The 18214-nt window shown below is 60.4% G+C and carries 16 protein-coding genes; 11 read left to right on the top strand and 5 right to left on the bottom strand.

Annotated features, from left to right (window positions below):
* Nucleotides 1-131 precede the first annotated feature (131 nt).
* Nucleotides 132-1181: a LacI family DNA-binding transcriptional regulator gene (locus P3T16_RS11755; RefSeq protein ID WP_429342421.1), complete on the top strand. Its 1050-nt coding sequence runs from the start codon at nt 132-134 to the stop codon at nt 1179-1181.
* On the opposite strand, the gene P3T16_RS11750 is transcribed toward P3T16_RS11755, so the two are convergent.
* Genes P3T16_RS11750 through P3T16_RS11735 form a run of 4 tightly spaced genes read right to left on the bottom strand, consistent with a single transcriptional unit; the run spans nt 1178 to nt 4724 of the window.
* Nucleotides 1178-2041, bottom strand: coding sequence for a sugar phosphate isomerase/epimerase family protein (locus P3T16_RS11750; protein ID WP_429342420.1), 864 nt, complete (start codon nt 2039-2041; stop codon nt 1178-1180). The genes P3T16_RS11755 and P3T16_RS11750 overlap by 4 nt on opposite strands.
* Entirely contained in the window at nt 2038-3285 is a 1248-nt protein-coding gene (locus P3T16_RS11745; protein WP_429342419.1) for an NAD(P)/FAD-dependent oxidoreductase, read from the bottom strand. Before P3T16_RS11745 ends, P3T16_RS11750 begins: the two co-directional genes overlap by 4 nt.
* Nucleotides 3282-3626 carry a non-heme iron oxygenase ferredoxin subunit gene (locus tag P3T16_RS11740; protein WP_429255238.1) on the bottom strand — a complete coding sequence of 115 codons (345 nt, stop codon included), beginning with the start codon at nt 3624-3626 and terminating at the stop codon, nt 3282-3284. Before P3T16_RS11740 ends, P3T16_RS11745 begins: the two co-directional genes overlap by 4 nt.
* A 27-nt stretch (nt 3627-3653) precedes the next feature.
* Entirely contained in the window at nt 3654-4724 is a 1071-nt protein-coding gene (locus tag P3T16_RS11735; RefSeq protein WP_429342418.1) for a fatty acid desaturase, read from the bottom strand.
* Between the two features lie 287 nt (nt 4725-5011).
* On the opposite strand from P3T16_RS11735, the gene P3T16_RS11730 reads away from it, so the two are divergent.
* The 10 genes from P3T16_RS11730 to P3T16_RS11685 all read left to right on the top strand — a co-directional run bounded on the left by P3T16_RS11730 (nt 5012) and on the right by P3T16_RS11685 (nt 16985).
* Nucleotides 5012-5866 (top strand): phytanoyl-CoA dioxygenase family protein, encoded by an 855-nt coding sequence (locus tag P3T16_RS11730; protein WP_429342417.1) that lies wholly within the window; start codon nt 5012-5014, stop codon nt 5864-5866.
* 570 nt (nt 5867-6436) lie between these two features.
* Nucleotides 6437-7861: an ATP-binding protein gene (locus tag P3T16_RS11725; RefSeq protein ID WP_429342416.1), complete on the top strand. Its 1425-nt coding sequence runs from the start codon at nt 6437-6439 to the stop codon at nt 7859-7861.
* A 192-nt stretch (nt 7862-8053) separates the two neighbouring features.
* Nucleotides 8054-10234 carry a TonB-dependent siderophore receptor gene (locus P3T16_RS11720; RefSeq protein ID WP_429342415.1) on the top strand — a complete coding sequence of 727 codons (2181 nt, stop codon included), beginning with the start codon at nt 8054-8056 and terminating at the stop codon, nt 10232-10234.
* A gap of 192 nt (nt 10235-10426) precedes the next feature.
* Entirely contained in the window at nt 10427-11626 is a 1200-nt protein-coding gene (locus P3T16_RS11715; RefSeq protein ID WP_429342414.1) for a patatin-like phospholipase family protein, read from the top strand.
* 27 nt (nt 11627-11653) lie between these two features.
* Nucleotides 11654-13333 carry a methyl-accepting chemotaxis protein gene (locus P3T16_RS11710; RefSeq protein WP_429342413.1) on the top strand — a complete coding sequence of 560 codons (1680 nt, stop codon included), beginning with the start codon at nt 11654-11656 and terminating at the stop codon, nt 13331-13333.
* A gap of 113 nt (nt 13334-13446) precedes the next feature.
* Nucleotides 13447-13872: a hypothetical protein gene (locus tag P3T16_RS11705; protein WP_429342412.1), complete on the top strand. Its 426-nt coding sequence runs from the start codon at nt 13447-13449 to the stop codon at nt 13870-13872.
* Between the two features lie 199 nt (nt 13873-14071).
* Nucleotides 14072-14368 (top strand): hypothetical protein, encoded by a 297-nt coding sequence (locus P3T16_RS11700; RefSeq protein ID WP_429255230.1) that lies wholly within the window; start codon nt 14072-14074, stop codon nt 14366-14368.
* 57 nt (nt 14369-14425) lie between these two features.
* Nucleotides 14426-15298 carry a DUF2092 domain-containing protein gene (locus P3T16_RS11695; RefSeq protein ID WP_429342411.1) on the top strand — a complete coding sequence of 291 codons (873 nt, stop codon included), beginning with the start codon at nt 14426-14428 and terminating at the stop codon, nt 15296-15298.
* Between the two features lie 11 nt (nt 15299-15309).
* Nucleotides 15310-16110: a hypothetical protein gene (locus P3T16_RS11690; protein ID WP_429342410.1), complete on the top strand. Its 801-nt coding sequence runs from the start codon at nt 15310-15312 to the stop codon at nt 16108-16110.
* A 113-nt stretch (nt 16111-16223) separates the two neighbouring features.
* Nucleotides 16224-16985: a hypothetical protein gene (locus tag P3T16_RS11685; protein ID WP_429342409.1), complete on the top strand. Its 762-nt coding sequence runs from the start codon at nt 16224-16226 to the stop codon at nt 16983-16985.
* Nucleotides 16986-17006: 21 nt separating this feature from the next.
* Here P3T16_RS11685 and P3T16_RS11680 read toward each other — a convergent pair whose 3' ends face one another.
* Nucleotides 17007-17966: a transporter gene (locus P3T16_RS11680; RefSeq protein ID WP_429342408.1), complete on the bottom strand. Its 960-nt coding sequence runs from the start codon at nt 17964-17966 to the stop codon at nt 17007-17009.
* Nucleotides 17967-18214: the final 248 nt, after the last annotated feature.

Below are 18214 nucleotides of genomic sequence, written 5' to 3'. Positions count from 1 at the left end.
CCTGATATGTCCTGTTGCCTGGGCTGGGACTGTAGGTGTTTCATGTGCCCGGCTTGATGCGCCGGTGCGGTGATGCGATGATCGTGTCATCGTCGCTTTCTATTTCTGTCGTTCATCCCGGGGCCAGCCGTATGTCCAGCCGCGTGTCCAATACCACCCGCCGCAAGACGAGCATGGCCGACATCGCGAAGGCGGCGGGCGTCAGCGAGGCAACCGTCGATCGCGTGTTGAACGGTCGCGGTGGCGTGTCGCGTGAGAAGGAAATGGGCGTGCTCGAATGGGCGCGCAAGCTGAAGATCGATCGTGCGCTCGACTCGGTGTCGGTACGCTGGCTGCGCATCGCGATTCTTTTGCAGCAACCGGTCGCGCAGTATTACGTGTCGCTCAAGCAGGGCTTCGAAGTTGCGCAGAAGGCCTTCGAAGCGCAGCGCGTGATCTGCGCCGTGACGTACTTCGATAGTCTCGAACCAGCGCGCGTGGTGGAGACGATCCGGCGCACGACGCAGAAAGCCGATGCGCTCGTGATCGTCGCGTACGAGCATCCGGACATCACCGCTGCGTTGCGGCACGTTAGCCGCACGATCCCCGTCGTCACGCTTGCAAGCGATCTGCCGGGCACCGGGCGGCTCGCCTATGTCGGTATCGACAACCGCTGCGCAGGACGCGTGGCAGGCGAACTGATGGGGCGCTTTCTCGGCGATGCGGGCGGTAAGGTGCTCGTGTTGACGGGCATGCATGATTTCCTCGGCCATGAAGAACGCGAAAGCGGCTTTCGTTCGGTGTTGCGGCGCCGGTTTCCAAACTGCGACATCGTCGAAACGGTAGAGAGCCGTGAGCAGTCGGTTGTCACCGAGCGCCTGACTCGCGACGCCTTCCGGCGCTATCCCGACCTGCGCGGGATCTACAACATTTCGGTCGGTGACGAAGGCGTCGGCGCGGCATTGCTCGCGCTCGACCGCGTCCGTTCGACGGTATTCGTCGGCCACGAACTCAACGAAACCTCGCGGCGCCTGCTGATCGAAGGCACGCTCGACGCTGTTCTCGACCAGAACCCGGCGGGCGAAGCGATGCGTTCGATCGAAATCGTTCTGCGGCACTATCACCGTGACCCGGGCGTCGCGCTGCCTCAACAGATTCCGGTGACCGTGCTGTTACGTGAAAATCTGCCGCCAGGCGATTAGCGGCTAACGACCAGACTTTCGTCTTCCAGAACGACTTCATTCCATAGGTCGCGTATCCAGTCGCGCATCAGCAGCGACTCGGCCCAGCGGTCGGTCGTATCGTTGCCGTCGCGGCCGATGATTGCGTAAGGCTTCGGTCCGAGTTCGCAGGTGAACGTGAGCGAATCGTCGGGACCGGCACGGCGTCGCCATGACGTAAAGCCGTAGCGCCACCAGTCGAGAAACAGGTCGACCCACATCCGGTGCGGCTCGAACGAGATTTCGATCTGCACCTGTTCGCGGCTCGCGACGCGCCCATGAAATGCCCACGAATGATCGAGGATGCGATGCATCATCGCGTGATTTTCGTCGGAGACGGGCCATGCGAATTCGCGCCCGACGAGGTAATGCGAGATGTCGCCGAGCAGCTTCATGTCAGGACGCGCATCGAGCAGATCGAGCGTGAAGTGCAGATCGGTCGTCATGCGGTCGCGGTGCGTTTCGATATACACCGGAAAATCCACCTGTTCCGCAAGACGCGTCCAGCCGTCAATCAGCTTCAGACATTCGTCGATCCGACGCGGCCGGACATCGGGTTGCAGATCGATGTGATGTACGCCGAACTCTGTTGCAAGCTCAAGCACGGGCTGAAGATCGTCGACCGTGCGCGGAAAACATTGTGCTTCCGCATGCATGCCCGTGGCGGCAAGCAGCTCCGCAAGACGACGCGCTTCATCACGCGATGCATACCCGGCGCTGACCCCATCGAAGCCTGCCTGCGCGATCATCGCGATGTTCGTTTCCAGCGAGCGCTCATGACCATCGGTCTGACGGCGCTCCATCGCCCACATTGACTGATAGATTTCGAGGCGCTGTGTCATAGAGCCTCCGCGGTCAGCAGCGGTTTGAGCTTGACGTGGCGATCGGCAAGCAGCGCGGGTTCGATAACCGTACGCCGTGCGATCAGTGCCTGCGCCACGCGCACGTCCTTTGCAATTTCGCTCGCGTTGCCAACGCCGCTTGCACCCACCAGCACGCCATCGCGGTCGAGGGCGAAGAATATACGGGACGTGGTGCCTGTTCCGCGCACAGCCGTCGTTACCGCGAAGGCGGGCATGCCGGCGATCTGGATCGTCATGTCGTACTGATCGGACCAGAACCACGGTACTTCGGAATACGTCTCGCCGCGGTCAAGCATGTTCCGCGCGACGATACGCGCGTGATCTTCCGCATTCTTCCAGCATTCGAGGCGGATACGCCGCCGAAACAGCCGATGCGGAAACGAGCAGACGTCACCTGCCGCGAAGATGTGCGGGTCGTTGGTGCGCAGCGTATCGTCGACGGCAATGCCATCGGCGACGTCGATACCCGCGGCTTCCGCGAGTTCGGTGCGTGGTTTCACACCGATGCCGGCAATCACGCAATCGCACGCGAGCAGGGTGCCGTCGGAGAGTTTGACGCCACTCGCGCGCCGCTCGCCGACAATCCGGTCGACCTGCACGGCAAAGCGGATATCGACACCCATCTGCCGGTGACGCTCCACCAGATACGCCGCGACGACTTCCGGCACGGCGCGCATCAGGGCGCGCGAGGCTGCTTCGATCACGACGACTTCGCAGCCACGCGTGATGGCCGTTGCTGCTATTTCCAGCCCGATAAAGCCTGCACCGACGATGGCGATCTTTCGACCTGGCTGTAATTCGTCGGCGATCAGCGCGGCATCGGCGACGGTGCGCAGGTAATGCACGCCAGCAAGCGTGGCGCCAGGCACCGTCAGCTTGCGTGGCTCGGCGCCGGTTGCGATCAGCAGCCGGTGATACTGAACCGCGAGGCCGTCCTTAAGCACGACCTGCCGCGCGGCACGATCGATGTGCTGGACGCATGCGTCGATACGCAGATCGATGCGTTGGTCGCGATAGAACGCTTCATCATAGAGCGCGCATTGCGCCGTGGTTTTCTGTCCAAGCAGCACGGCCTTGGAAAGCGGCGGGCGGTCATACGGCGCGACGCTTTCGTTGCCAAGCAGCGTGATTTCGCCGTCCCAGCCGTTATCGCGTAACGCGTGGGCGGCGCGCGCGCCGCTCTGGCCCGCGCCGACGATCACCATCGCGGGGCGGTTTTTCATGATCCGTCCTGCGGGGGAACGCCAAGCAGCACTTCGCCATTTTCGACGCGCACCGGATACGTTTTCAGATGCACGCATACGGGTGGGCTTTTGGGCTTGCCGGTCGGAATGTCGAAACGCCCTTGATGCAGCGGACATTCAATCTCGCGGTTCACCACAAAGCCATCGGCAAGGTGCGCGCGTTCGTGCGTACACCAGCCATCAGACGCGAAGAACCCTTCGTCGATGCGATACACCGCGTAGCTCGCGCCCGCATGATCGAAGCGGATCACGTCCTCTTCATCGATATCGTCAGTCGCGCAGGCCACAACCCACTTCAAGTCGTTCGTTTCGACGGTCACGAGAATCTCCGTTTGTCTGGCGTGTGTTCAGGCGTTGGGCTGCGCAGTGAAGCCGCCGTTTGGCGCGCGCTTGACGGGTAACGCTCGCTCGATCACATGCTGCGGATCGGAGCGCTGTTTCCATAACGCCGGCAGCATCTCGCGATACGTCGCGTAAAGGCCCGGATACGCGGGCGGCAACTGATCCTTGATGGCTTCATGCAGACGCGGCAGTGCGTGAAACGGAACCATCGGCAGAAGATGGTGTTCAAGGTGGTAATTCATGTTCAGGTAGAGAAAGCGGAACACCGGATTGATATACACAGTGCGCGTGTTCAGCCGGTGGTCCTTGACGTTGACCGCGAGTCCGGCGTGTTGCGTGAGACCCAGCAGTTGATGCAGCCAGCCGCCGTAAAAGCGCGGTGTCCAGACGAACATCAGTGGCAGGAAACTGCGCATCGCAATCGCAAGCGCAATCGTGAAGATGACGACCGCAAGATAGATGCGGCACGACCAGATCATCTTTGGCTTTTCACTGGCGGGCAGGAACGCATCGGTAGCCGCATCGACGCGACCGAATGCGTGCCTGACGGTCTTGCCGATTTCGATAGTGCATCCCATGAGACCAAGGAAGTCGATGACGATCGGCCACACCTTCGTCGGACGCGCGACCTGGATCTCGGGGTCGCGTGTCTGGAAGTACGTGTGCGTGTGATGCCGCGCATGGCTCCAGCGCCACCAGTAGCCTTCGCGAATCGTCATGAACGACGACAGGTGATAGAAGACGTCATTGGCCCAGCGCGTCTTGAACGGCGTGCCGTGCGCGAGTTCATGCCAGCGCGCGTCGCTCGACGAGTAGATCGTGCCGTAGACGAAGAACGCCGGCACGGCCCACCACGTTCCCCATGTCATCGCGGCCACCGCACCCGATGCGACCAGCAGCACGAGCCACAGGCCGAAGTTGCGCCACCCTTCGATATCGCTGCGCTTCATCAATTCCTTGAGTACCGCGCGCGGAATGGCGGGCTGATACCACTGCTGGCCGATGGCATCGTCGAAGGCCTTGTCGGTGAGGCCGGGCGCAGGTGCGCCGCTGTCGACACCGGAAGTCGAGGACATGGATTGTCTCCTGCTGGATAGGATATTTGCGGCCTTACCGTCAATGGAGCAGAGCGGGCGGGCTTCTCGTTGGGATAACGATAGTTGAAGGCTTGTCGACCTTCATCCCCGGAAATGATGGGTTTCCATCAAGCGGTTCGCTTTGCCACGCCAGACAAGGCGTTCGAAATGGAAAGAAAATTCCATGTGGTTTTATTGTGCAATTATTCTTGCAGATCGCCTGTTTCGTCTCTTATGCTTGTTCATCACGCGGCCGCCAGTGCTGCGCCACGTTGAAGGAGACGGTCGTGAATAGTGTCGAAAGCGGTGCGGCTACACCGGATGTGATTGTTGAAGCGTTGACGCGCGGCCCGGGCGCAATTCGCATACGCGGGCTTTTCAGCGAAGCGCAGGTTGCCGAGGCGCGGCGTGTGGTGATGGCGTATTCGGAAGATCATGCGCAGACGGTGACGCATTTTCAGGGACAGGCTGCGGAAGAGCAGCGCCTGCATCTGCAACGACGCGTGTGGAATCTGCTGGCTAAGGGCGATGTGTTTTCGCAGATGTCGGAGCAGCCGGTGATCGTCGATGCAATGCGACGTTTTCTGGGTTCCGAATTCATCATGGGTTCGATCGCGGCAAATCGCATCCTGCCGGATGGTCCCGGCCAGGAGCCGCACATCGACTATCCGTACTGGGATTTTCACGCGCCGGAATCATTTCCGCTCGGCATCAATGCATCGTTTCCACTCAACGCGCAGGTAACGATTCCGCTTGATCCGTTCACCGTGCAGACAGGCGCAACCGCGTTCGTGCCGCATACGCAGCACGAACTGCGCTATCCGGGCGAGGGCGATGCTTTCTTCGAGCGCTGCGAGCGCATGGAAGCGGAACCGGGGGATGCCATCGTATTCTTCGGCGCGACGTGGCATTGCGCGATGCCTAACCGCAGCGCGCAGGATCGTAGCGCGGTGCTGATTCAATACCTGCCGAAGTTCGTGAAGCCGATGGAGGATCTCAGGGCGATGGTCGGCGAAGCGTTTGTCAAACGTGCGAGCCCGACAATGCGGCAGCTGCTTGGGATGAACTTTCCCTATCCCCAGAACCTGGATGAGATTGCGATCGCAACCAATGCAGAGGGGCGGAAGAATGCGATGCGTTAGATAGCGACACGATTCGTCGCTATGTTTTGCGCTGCAATCGAAGGACACCTGTGCAATGCCGCCCTCTACCCGTGCTGGTAGGGCCGCATGATAGTCAGACTAATTGCGCGGGGCCGCACGGTAATCGCGACTCATTCCCATCGTGCCCCAGCATGCTTTGGGCGAGCAGCCTACGCTTCGCGAAACCCTTTGCGAATGTGGGCATGCGCGATGTTTACTATCTGCTCACAGCGTACTAGGATCAATTCACAGGTTAAATCTTGACGTGACGGTATCTGCAGTTATTGCGTGTTACACATGTCCGGCTGGCAGCGTTCCCGTATGTGTATGAATCACGCAGGCAAACCACATGTCAGCCTGGTGACCAACGTACACGTGTTTGCGCAATCAGCAAGACGCAGTTACCAGTCGATGACTTTCCTGGGCCGACCGTTCAGCACGGCAACATCCGCATTCGATGGCCGTCTCCCGGGTAGAAGACAGTGGCTTCTGTTGAAATAGATAAGGCAGCCGTTGTCAGCGTATGTCTCGCTGTTGGCCTTTGAGAGGGGCCCGGCTATGAGCATCGTCATGTCTGCTCTTGTTGTGCTGGAAACAGCCATCATCATCTGGTGGCTCGCCAGATCGGGTACACCTCGCGGAATTCGAGCGGGACATCCGCACTCTGCTGCATCACGAGAGATGCCGTCGGGCGGTCCGCGCACATCACGCGGCGGACGATTGTTCGTTGACCATTTTCGCGAGATCGTCTCCGCGAGAGTCGTGCATCGTCAGGCGTACAGCGTGGCCGCGCGCTCGCGCGTCTTGCCGCATTCGCGCGCGGATAGCACCGGACACAGGGCACATGATGACAGCGTCGAGCACGTACTTGAATTGTTACCGCTGCCCGCGCTGATACTCGGGGATCAGGGTCGCATAGCGAAGGCGAACACACAGACTGCCGTGCTGTTCGGTTACGCACGCGATGAATTACCTGGCAAGCCATTCCACGTGCTGGTGCCCGAAGCGCAATGTATGGAGAGCGATGCCAAAGCGTATTCAAACGAAGCATTGATGCAGGAAATGCCGGTCGCGCCAGCGATGCGCGAACGCCTCGCGAAACGCAAGGATGGCACTGAATTGCGCATCGAACTTGGCCTTAACACGGTGCTCGTCGATGACCGCAGCGTGACACTCGCGTTCATCGTCGACCGGACGGATCGATACGAGCTGCTTCGCAACCGTCAGGATCTGGCGCATCTGACGCGCGTATCGACGATGGGGCAGCTTGCCGGTTCGCTTGCGCATGAGTTGAACCAGCCGCTTACCGCGATCCTGAGCAATGTGCAGGCCGCGCAGCGGTTCATGGCGCTCGATCCGGTCGATCTCGATGAAGTACGCGAAATTCTCTCTGACATTGTCAAGGATGACTATCGCGCCAGCGAAGTCATCCGGCGCATTCGCGCGGTCGTCAAGAAAGGTGATCTTGAAGTTGCGCCGCTCGATCTCGCAGGCGTGATCCGTGATGTTGTCTTTCTGCTGCGCAGTGACGCGATTGTGCGCGGCACGCGTGTGGTGCTCGACATCGATAGCGATCTGCAGCCAGTGCGCGGCGACAGGGTGCAACTACAGCAGGTGCTGCTGAATCTCCTGCTCAACGCGTTCGATGCAATGAATGCGGTGCCGTCCGCCTGTCGCGAGGTGCGGGTGACGCTCAAGCCGGATAGTCACGATATGGTGCGCATTGCTGTCCGCGATTACGGTCACGGTCTGGCACCCGACAGGCTCGACAAGATCTTCAAGCCGTTCTTCACTTCAAAACCCCAGGGGCTCGGTCTGGGGCTGTCGATCTGTCAGTCGATCGTCGACATGCACCGCGGTCGAATCTGGGCCGAAAACAATGTTGATCGAGGTGCGACGTTCTACGTCACCTTGCCCGCTGGAGATCCGGCAGAGCAGGATCGGGCGCCCAATATCACTTCTCCCTGGCACGACACGCCGTCTGCTTCCCGCTGAGCCAGACGGCAACCGCGAAATTCCCATCGCTCTCCTGCAAAGCTTTTCGAAAGTTTTTGGTTGTTAATGCGAATGAGTTGCATTAACATTCACTTCGCTGATTAACCTTCCGCTTAACAACCACGCGTTCGAGCGATGTCGTGCCGCGCATGCCGCGTCGCACGGGCTTCCGCCTGCCTGACTAAAAACAATATGCAGAATCTGACCAACGTCCGTCGCCCAACCTTTGGACGTAGTTCCAGCCGTGCTCCGTCGTCGTTTCTCAGTGTCGCGCTTCTGGCCAGCGTGGGGTTATCACTGTCCACGCTGTCGTCGTCTGGATGGGCGCAGGCCGCCGCGTCGGGGGATGCCGCGCTGCCCACGGTCAGCGTGACTGCTTCGCGCGACACGACGGCAGCGGCTGCCGATACCGTCAGCGCTGGCGCGCTGGGTTCGCGCAAGCAGGTCGATACGCCGTTCTCGACCCATGTCGTGACGAGCGAGGAAGCGCAGGATCTGATGGCGAACACGGCCAACGATCTCTTCAAATACGATCCGGCGGTGTCGGCGACGGCCGATAACTCGATTAGCGAAAACTCGATGTTCACCGTGCGCGGGCTGCCGATCGATACGCTGAACGGCATCAAGGTCGACGGCCAGAGTTTCCCTTCGTGGGACACCGATCTCGCGCTCGAGCAGTTCGAGCGGGTGGAGCTGCTCAAGGGTCTCTCCGGTTTCATGTACGGGTTCGGCTCGCCGGGCGGCATCGTTAACTACGTGCTCAAGCGCCCGACCGATGATCCGTACCGCAGCTTTTCGGTCGGCTATCAGTCCGCCGGTGTGTTTAGCGAGAAGCTCGATCTGGGTGGCCGCTTCGGTAATGACAATCGCTTTGGCTACCGCTTGAACCTGGTGAACGAAGACGGCAATACTGCCGAGGCCAATGGTCATCTGCGGCGCAAGATGGCTTCGCTCGCGATGGATTTCCGGATTACGCCGAATCTGACGTGGTCCGCCGATGCGTTTTACCAAAAGCGCAAAACTAATGGCACGCTGTTCGGCATCATGTTTGGCGGCGGCCTTGGCATTCCCGACGCAAGCACGATTACCCATGAACTGACGCAGCCGCAGAACTTCTACCAGGTCGAAATGGCTTCGGTTGGCACGGGCCTCGACTATCATCTGTCCGAGAACTGGCACGCGAGTGTGAAGTACCGCTTTGCCAAGGAAAATCGCACCAACTCGGACAGCCTGCTGTTCGTGTTCAACGACGCGGGCGACTACTCGAACACGCTCTACGCCGCGATGACGCGCTACTTCTACCAGAACGTCGACGCGATGGTGCAGGGCAGGTTCAACACCGGCAGCGTAAAGCACGATGTCGTGTTTGGCGCGGGCTATCAGTCGCAGATGACCGAGTACGACAACAGCGAAGGCTGGAACAACGGCTATAGCCTCGGCACCGGCAATCTGTATGGCAGTACGCTCTTGACCAATGCCGAAGTCAACATCGCCGAAAACCTTTACAGACAGTCGCGCACGACGCAAACGGCGCTCTACGCGAGCGATACGGTGGCGTTCACGTCGCGCCTCTCCGCGCTGCTTGGCGTGCGCTACACGCAGTTCCGCCAGCACACCTACAACACGGATGGCTCGGTGATGGCGGAATACAGCGCCAATCCGGTCACGCCGACTGTCGCGCTGATGTTCAAGACGGACGCGTACTCGACGCTCTACGCGAGCTACGTGGAGTCGCTGCAGCAGGGTGGGGCGGCATCGAATACCAACGTCAATTTCCCGACCACGTATGGCCCGCTTCGAAGCAAACAGTATGAAGTCGGCTTCAAGACGGATCGTCAGAAGTGGGGCGCCAATCTCGCGCTATTTCGCGTCGATCAGGGTTATAACTACACGAATTCGGCCAACATTTTCGTGCAGGACGGCACCAAACGTTATTCCGGTATCGATGCAGCCGGCTGGCTTCAGTTGACCAGCGACTGGCGCGTACTGGGTGGCGTGATGTGGCTCAACACGAAGGCGGTCGATATCGACGACGTTGCCGTCGACGGCAAGCGGATCTATGGCGCACCGCGCTTGACGGTGACCGGCCGCATTGAATACAACCCGTCGTATCTGCGCCCGCTCACGCTGGCGTTTGGCGGCAAATATGTCAGCGACATGGCTGTCGATGCAGCGAACACACAATTCGTGCCGGCATACGTGACGTACGATCTGAGCGGCAGGTATGAAACGCGGATTGCCGGCAAGGACGTGACGCTGCGCGCGGGCATCAACAACCTGTTCAACCGTCGCTACTGGACCACCGCATGGGGCTACTACGTGAGCCCGTCGCCGACCCGAACCGTCGTGGCGAGCGCGACGATGGAGTTCTAGGCGCTTCAACAGGTCATTGCACAGACTATCAGTGTCAAAAAGGATGCGGCCACAACGATTTCGTTGTGGCCGCTTTTGCATTGAGTTCGCAATCCAGGGTCCCATTCCAGAAAAAATCATAAGGGTTATCCCTTAAGTATTCTTTTTGTCTGACGATATAACCGCTATGGACTCGTTCAACCCGGGGGAGCTATGGCAGAGCAGACGGCGCAGACGGTAAATACGCAGGGTGGCAAGAAGGCGTTACTGATCGGCGGCGGTGCGCCGAATTCCACGCTGATCGCGGGCGCACTGGCGGCGTTTCTCGACGCAGGCATTCACTTTGACGTCATTTCGACATCAGGAGCCGGCGCCCTGATGGGGCTGCTCTACACAGCGCCGCTCAACGACACACCGAGAGAAGCGCTCGCCCGATGGGCGCAGATCGGCGTGGCCGATTCGATCTACGAGTTTTTCCCGGTCAACTACAAGGTCTTCATGAAACCGGGTATGGCGGCGGGGGCGTATCGCAACACGCTTTCGTCGATGCCATGGGCAAATACATTTTTCGATTCCTTCGGCGGCAATCCGGCAGCGAACCTCTGGTCGGACTGGACGCAGCTCTTTCTCGCAACGATGTCGCCTACCGATCTGACGCCGCAAAGTCTCGGGCTCTGCGCCCATCTGCCGTTCGTCGAGCAGGTCGTCGATTTCGATGCCGTCGCCGCGATGCAGCCCGAGTTCTATATCAACGCATACAACCTCACGAAAGAGCACATGACAACGTGGGGCAAACGCGACATCACGCCCGCGCATGTGCGTGCGGCGCTGTCGTTTCCGTTCATCTATCCACCGACCGAAATCGACGGAAACGATTACATCGAGGGCGCCGCGCTCGATTCAATCAACTTCAAGCCGCTCGTGTCCGACGACGACGGCGCGCCGGGCCTGCATCGCGACGTCGATACGCTGGTCGTGTTCGACATCCTCGGTGACGACCAGTTGATCCGCAAACCGCGCAATCTTTACGACGCGTGGGTGCGCTCCATCATCACGCCCCTCGTGAAGATCGCGAAAAGCGACATGCGCCTTTTCGAACTGCAACACAACATCGACCCGCTTACCGGCAGGTTCAAGCGTCGCCTTTTGAAGGTAGACCTGACGGGCGGCATTCCGCCCGATCACTGGCCCGAGGTGCTCGACTGGTCGGAGTCGAACCTGAAACTCCTGTTCGACATCGGCTATCAGGCCGGCCGCGCATTCTGCGAAGCGCACCCCGAACTGATGTCGCGCGAATCCGGCAAGGTTGAACGTTCTCCCCTGGCGCCCGAACGTACGATACCCGCGCGCTCAAGAGAGTCGATGCTAACGACGGAGCCGGAACGTGACGATTCAGAAGTCTTTAGCGAATAAGACAGGAAAGCCAAGGAAAAGCCTCCCATGACCATCATCCAGCGTTTCGTTCTCACCTTGTCCGTCGCACTGATTGCGCTGATTCTCGTCGGCGCCGGCGGACTTGTGCAACTGTCACAATCGCAGCAACGGTTCGAGTCGGTGGAAACCGACACGATTCCGAGTATCCAGACCCTCGATAAAGCCAAGGGCTACCTCGGCGACGTGAGGCTCGCCGGCTACCGGCTCGCTGTCTTCTCGAACAGCGCGGACAAGACGGCGCTCGATCAGGCGATCGCCACGGCCAACACGCAGTTCGACGACACGATTGCCCACTATGAACAGAGCAACATCACGGACGAGACGGATCGCAGGATGATCCAGGCCGACAAGGCGGCGATGGCCGCCTATCGGACGGCGCTCGAACCGTTCATCGAACACGCGCATGCCGGCGATCTCGACGGCGTACGCGCGACGCTGGTTGCAGGCGGCGCGCTGGCAGTGGCGGCCGGCAACGTGAAGAAGGGCATCGACGATCACATCGCGTACAAGATGAAAATCGCCAATGAAGTCCGTGACCAGAACGCAGCGGCCTACACGCAGGCATTCCGCTTCCTGCTCGCTGTGATCGTCGTCGCGCTGCTGCTTTCCGGCGTGCTGGCCACACACCTGTTCCGCATCATCCAGAGCAGCCTGAGCGGTATCCGCACGACACTGGAGCGCGTCAGCGAGACGCTCGATCTCACGCAGCGCGCGCCGGTTCAGCGAATGGATGAAATCGGCAGGACCGGCGCGGCGTTCAATACGTTGATGACGCGGATTGCCGAAGCGATGGTTTCAGTGCGTTCAGCGAGCGAATCAGTCGGACAGGCTACGAAGGAAATCGCGGCTGGCAACGTGGATCTGTCGTCGCGTACCGAGCAGCAGGCCGCGTCGCTTGAAGAAAGCGCATCGAGCATGCAGCAGCTGACGGCCACGGTCAAAAACAATGCCGACAATGCCCGGCAGGCGAGCGCGCTGGCCGCGAACGCGTCCGACGTCGCGCATAAGGGCAATGAAGTCGTGGGCCGGGTCGTGGATACGATGAGCGAGATCAACGGCAGTTCGAACAAGATCGCCGACATCACCGGCATCATCGAGGGCATAGCGTTTCAGACAAACATTCTCGCGCTGAACGCCGCGGTCGAAGCGGCCCGCGCGGGCGAGCAGGGTCGCGGGTTTGCGGTGGTGGCGAGCGAGGTGCGCAGTCTTGCGCAACGCTCGTCGAGCGCGGCAAAGGAGATCAAGGAACTGATCGCCGATTCCGTGCAGAAGGTGCAGCATGGATCATCGCTCGTCGAAGAAGCGGGGCACACGATGACCGATGTCATGGAGGCAGTGCAGCGCGTGACCGGCATCATGGGCGAGATCGCAGCCGCGTCGGATGAGCAGACGCGCGGCATCGAGCAGGTCAATCAGGCGATCACGCAGATGGACGAAGTGACGCAACAGAACGCTGCGCTCGTCGAAGAGGCCGCCGCGGCTGCGCAGTCGCTCGAGGGCCAGGGTAAGCAGTTGCACGAGACTGTCGGTGTGTTCCAGCTGGGTGCGGTTGCGCAGGTTGCGCCCCGCACGGCTTCTGTGGCGGCGCCAGTTTTGCCGGCGCGGCGGGCTTCTGTTGCCGCTCCGGTTAATAAAAATCTGCCGGCGCTTGCGACAGCGGAACAGGTGGAGTGGGAGAAGTTCTAGACGCGCGGGTTGCCGCTCATTGCCGGACCTTCACAACGGGCACGCGGGATCGGATAGCATGACCGCTGTGCATGGTGCGGTCATGTTCGAACGAGTCCAGCAGCGAGGCAAGCATGGGAGAAGCGTGGCAATTCCAGTTGAGGATCTCTGTCTCAGCCGAACTCGCGGCGGTTCTGCGCGGGGATCCGGCATGCACGTCGCACGAAGCGCTTCGCGACGTTCTGCACCGGCACCATGCATCCTTGAAGTGCCAGTTCGACGCTTTCGCTGATTACGTGAGCGAGGCGGAAAGAATGGGCCCCGAAAAATACCCGTTGTATGAATGGACACGGAAAACGATTGAAGCGCCTGAGAAAAAGGCTCGGTATCTACGGTCCTTTACCGTCTATGTAGATAGCGAGGAAGTGTACGGCAAAGAGGTCGCTGATCCGCTGCAGTCTGAACTGTCAACGCTGGTCAGCGACGCCGGCATCATCAGCGTAAGCAGGTTCGACACGAACCCGGCGAACAATCCGCAACCCCCTGCGCGCGAGCGTTAGCGCCGGCTTTCGCGCACCGGTATTGGACGAAGGTCCAATACCGGTGCGCCCGCCAGGCGCGTAGTTTGTTGCTGGGGAGCATGCGTTCGCTCGTGCGCTCCGAGGTGAGGTGCGCGGAAAAATCCAGAACAAGACGATCGCTTCCTCAAGCGATGATTCCGACACTTTCCCTGACACATGACCCTATGAGGGAAAGCAAATGACAAACCGTCTCCTCTGGTTTGCGATGGTGCCAGTGCTGCTTTTCGCAGGCACCGCCATTGCGCAGTTCCCGGTGATGGACATGGTCGCCGATAACGTTGTTCAAAAGTACCAGTCATCGTCCTGCGAGCAGCTGTGGCAGGAACGTGCGCAGCAAAAGGGCAAGCCGAAGCCTGAAAGAGAGCAGCAGGCCGTGCAGTTGCTGCATGACGATCCGCAGATGCGCGCCGCGTTCATCAACAAGGTGGCCGCGCCCATCGTGAACAAGATGTTTGAGTGCGGCATGATTCCCTGATCGTTACGGGCACGCCGCTAACCCGCGCCGCTGAGCCGCTGATTTGCCGAGGCTGCGATGACCTATGAGAAACTGAAGAGGAGCGTGACCTTTGTCATGCTTTGTATGTTCATGGCCGCAAGCGGCAACGCGCAGCAGTCGTCGAAAATGCAACATACGCCCAAGGCGGGGAAATCTGCGTCTACGGCCGCGGCGCTCACGTTCCAGCCCGGACTTGAACCACGCGCGATCGATATCCTCAAGGGAACCAGCGCCCGTCTAGCCGCCGCGAAGTCGATGACTTTCACGGCGGTCGTTTCCTATGAAAGTCCTAGCCGCCTCGGTCCCCCGCTCGTGTATTCCACCCGGTCGGAAGTCACGATGCAGCGGCCGGACAAGCTCAAGGTGATCACACCTGGCGATGGTCCGGCCTCGGAGTTCTACTACAACGGCAAGACCATGACGGCATTCGCGCCCGCGGAGAATCTGGTCGCCGTCGCTGACGCGCCACCGACCATCGATGCCGCGCTGGAGGCTGCCTACAACACAGGCGCGATCTATTTTCCGTTCACCGACGTGATCGTCGCGGATCCCTGGAAGGACATTGCCGACGGCTTGAAGATCGCCTTCTATGTGGGTCAATCGAGCGTTGTCGGCGGCACGACGACGGACATCGTGGCGTACGTTACCGGCGATGTGTTCGTGCAGGTCTGGATCGGCGCAGACGACAGACTCCCGCGACGTATCTACGCCATTTACCTTAACGACCGCGTCCGTCTGCGTCATGTGCTGGAGTTATCGAACTGGCAGCTGGATGTCTCCATTCCGGCGAACGCGTTCGATCCGGCCGGAGCAGTCAACGCCGCACGCATTGCATTTGCGCGTCCGGACGCTGGCGGCGCGCCCGGAATGAAACCCCCGCCGAAGATGAAGCCCGCCAGAACTCAATGAGGAGACGCATCATGAAGAACGTCGTCGCCTGTCTCCTGAGTCTGCTCGTCCCGGCGCTTGCATCCGATCCTGCCGGCGCGTGGTCGCATGCCAATGCATATGGCGGCACCACGTCGCACAGTTACGGATCGACAACCCGTACCGACTATGCGGGCGGCAGTGAAACGCACACTTACGGTCAGGGCACGACCGCAACCGGCCGCTACGGCGATACAGCCAGCCACCAGGCAGGCTCGAACCAGACGAACTTTTCCAATCCCTACGGCGGAAGCGCGACCCACACATACGGTCAGGGCACCAGCGCGACCAACGCTTATGGCGGCTCGGCTTATCACGCGACAGGGTCCGGCTACACGAGCTATACAAGCGCGTCGGGCTCGACCGCATATCACAGTGCTTACTATGGCGGCGCGCCATACCCCGCCTACCATCCGCCCGTTACCGTGAACAATTACGGGTCCGGATGTTACAACTGCGGTGGCTGGTCCACCGCGGGCGCTGCTGCTGCGGGTCTGGCGGTTGGTGTGGCGGCCGGTGCGGCGGTGGCTTCGGCCAACACGGCGGCCGCTACTTCGAATGCATACAGCGCCGGCGTTGCCGCGGGCAGCACAAGTGCATACAACGCTGGGGTAGTCGCCGGAGCGACGGCCGCGAACGCAGCGTTTGCGATGGGTGCGATCTATGCAGTGCTGCCTGCCGGCTGCATCAAACCAGCGGTTTCGGGCGGGACGTACTACCTGTGTGGCAATACGTGGTTCCAGCCCTCCTACGGTGCGAACGGCGTTTATTACCGCGTGGTTCCCGCCCCTTGAGGAACCTCCGGCGCGGGGTGTCCTCGTTTCCGGGTATGCAGCAGGCAGGATTGCGCCCGTGTGCGTGATGTCCATGGGCAACACGCTTGCCACCAGAGAGGGAGGACCGAACGGTGAACCATATCATCATCGCCTTGATCGTGTTTGCATGTGTCTTTGGAAGCGCACTGCTTGGCTTGTATGTGCGCTCCATGCTGCCGCAGCATCACCTTAGCGACGAATCGATCGGTGTCGTCAAGCTGGCGACGGGCCTGATCGCGACGATGGCCGCACTCGTGCTCGGCCTTCTGATCTCGTCGGCGAAAAGCTCGTTCGACACCGTCAACGGCGAGCTCGTGCACAGTGCGGCCAGCATCATCCGGCTCGATCGCGTGCTGGCCCAATACGGACCGGAAACGCAGGATGTCCGGCTTTCGATCAAGGAGGCCTACGGCCACTTGATCCAGGTCATCGCCTCCGGCGACGCGGCGCAGCTTGCAAGTCTGACTAGCCGCGAGGCAATCGCCCACTCGGAAGCGCTTCAGCGCAAGTTGCAGGCGCTTACACCAGCGCAGGAGGAACAGCGCCAGTTGAAGGCGCGCGCCGGTCAGATCGCCGATGAAGTGCTGGCTGTGCGCTGGCTGGCGCTGTTGCAGTCGGTGGGCTCGATCCCTGTACCGCTGCTGGTAACACTGGTGTTGTGGCTGTCGATTATCTTCGGCACGTTTGGCATGTTCGCGGGCCCAAACGGAACGGTCATCGCTGCGTTGGCGCTCGGCGCACTCTCCGTTTCGGGGGCAATTTTCCTGGTGATGGAAATGACTACACCGCTCGGCGGAGTCATCACAGTTTCGCTTGAACCGCTGCGCGATGCGTACGCCATACTTGGGCAGTAGCGGGGGAGTGCCAGCGCCGGATCAGTGATTGAACCAGCGATATTGCAGCGCAATCGATATCGTTTGAAAATTGCCGCCCACGCGTGTGATCAATCCGCGCGACCACGCGAGCTTTGCCGAAAATTGCGAAGCAAGTGGAAATGACAGCGTGACGCCATAGCGCACGCTGCGCTGCAGGTCCTGATCCTGGACGCCATTCACGCTTGTTCTTCCGCCTGCGAAATACGTCGCGTCGGCTGCGATCCACAAACCCGGTCGCCAGGTGTAGCCCCCATGCCACTGGAAGGCGGGCATGGGATCCTGACTGCGTCGCCGGCCGCGGAAAAAATCGGTGTTGTCGGTGAAGAACCATACGCCCGCCGTGCCTTCGACAAACCAGTTGCCGATCGGTTGTGACAGCCCGATCTCTGGCTTGAACGACCACCGGTTCGCCCCGACGTTGATCACGCGGGACGGCACGTACTGGCCCGTCGGCGCAACCACGCTCAGGCTCATGCCAACGATGGTGGTGGGGCTGCGCCGCGCGAATTCCTCGGGTGTGAGTGGGGGGTCGCCGAGAAGATTGACGGCAATCCTGAATCGCACGTCGCCGAGGCCCGACCGGTAGGCGTGACCAGGCACGCCCTCCACATTGCCTGTGACGTCGGCGTTGGCATACGGCACCGACACGGCGACGCTCGTGGTATGCCCCAGCACGCCGAAGCTATGGGAATAACCGAGTGCCCACGTATTGATTGTTGCCTGCACGTCGGTGACCGGCAACGAAGGATCGAATGTGACGTCGCCGCTCGATCGCGCATAGCTCAGCACCACGAAGTTCGTTCCGACCGGAACGGCTGAATAGGTGCGCGGCTCCATTTCCTGCGCGTACGACAATGCGGACCATATCAACGCCACGCCTGCGCACAGATTCCGGATACGCCGCGCACGCGCCGCGTCCTGCACCGCGCCGGTCACGGAAATAAAGGGCATCAGTCGCATCGACATCTCAACAGATCAGCGGGTTTTTGAGGTCAGGAAGCGGGCATAAATCACCTACCATTCAGTAAGACACGCGCCAGCGCAGCGGCCTCGTGTCGACCACACACCAGGAGACGACTATGAGGATTCTGATATTGCTGGCATGCGTGATGCTCTCCTCGAGCGCATTCGCGGAATGCACGACTAACGGGCGCGGCGTCACCGCGTGCAATAACGGGCAGGAGGCTGGCGGCTATAACGCGAACACG

The organism is Paraburkholderia sp. GAS42, from assembly GCF_050436565.1.
Classification (GTDB): Bacteria; Pseudomonadota; Gammaproteobacteria; order Burkholderiales; family Burkholderiaceae; genus Paraburkholderia.
Note: the sequence above shows the minus strand (reverse complement) of the source record. Positions and strands in the feature narration are given on the sequence as shown.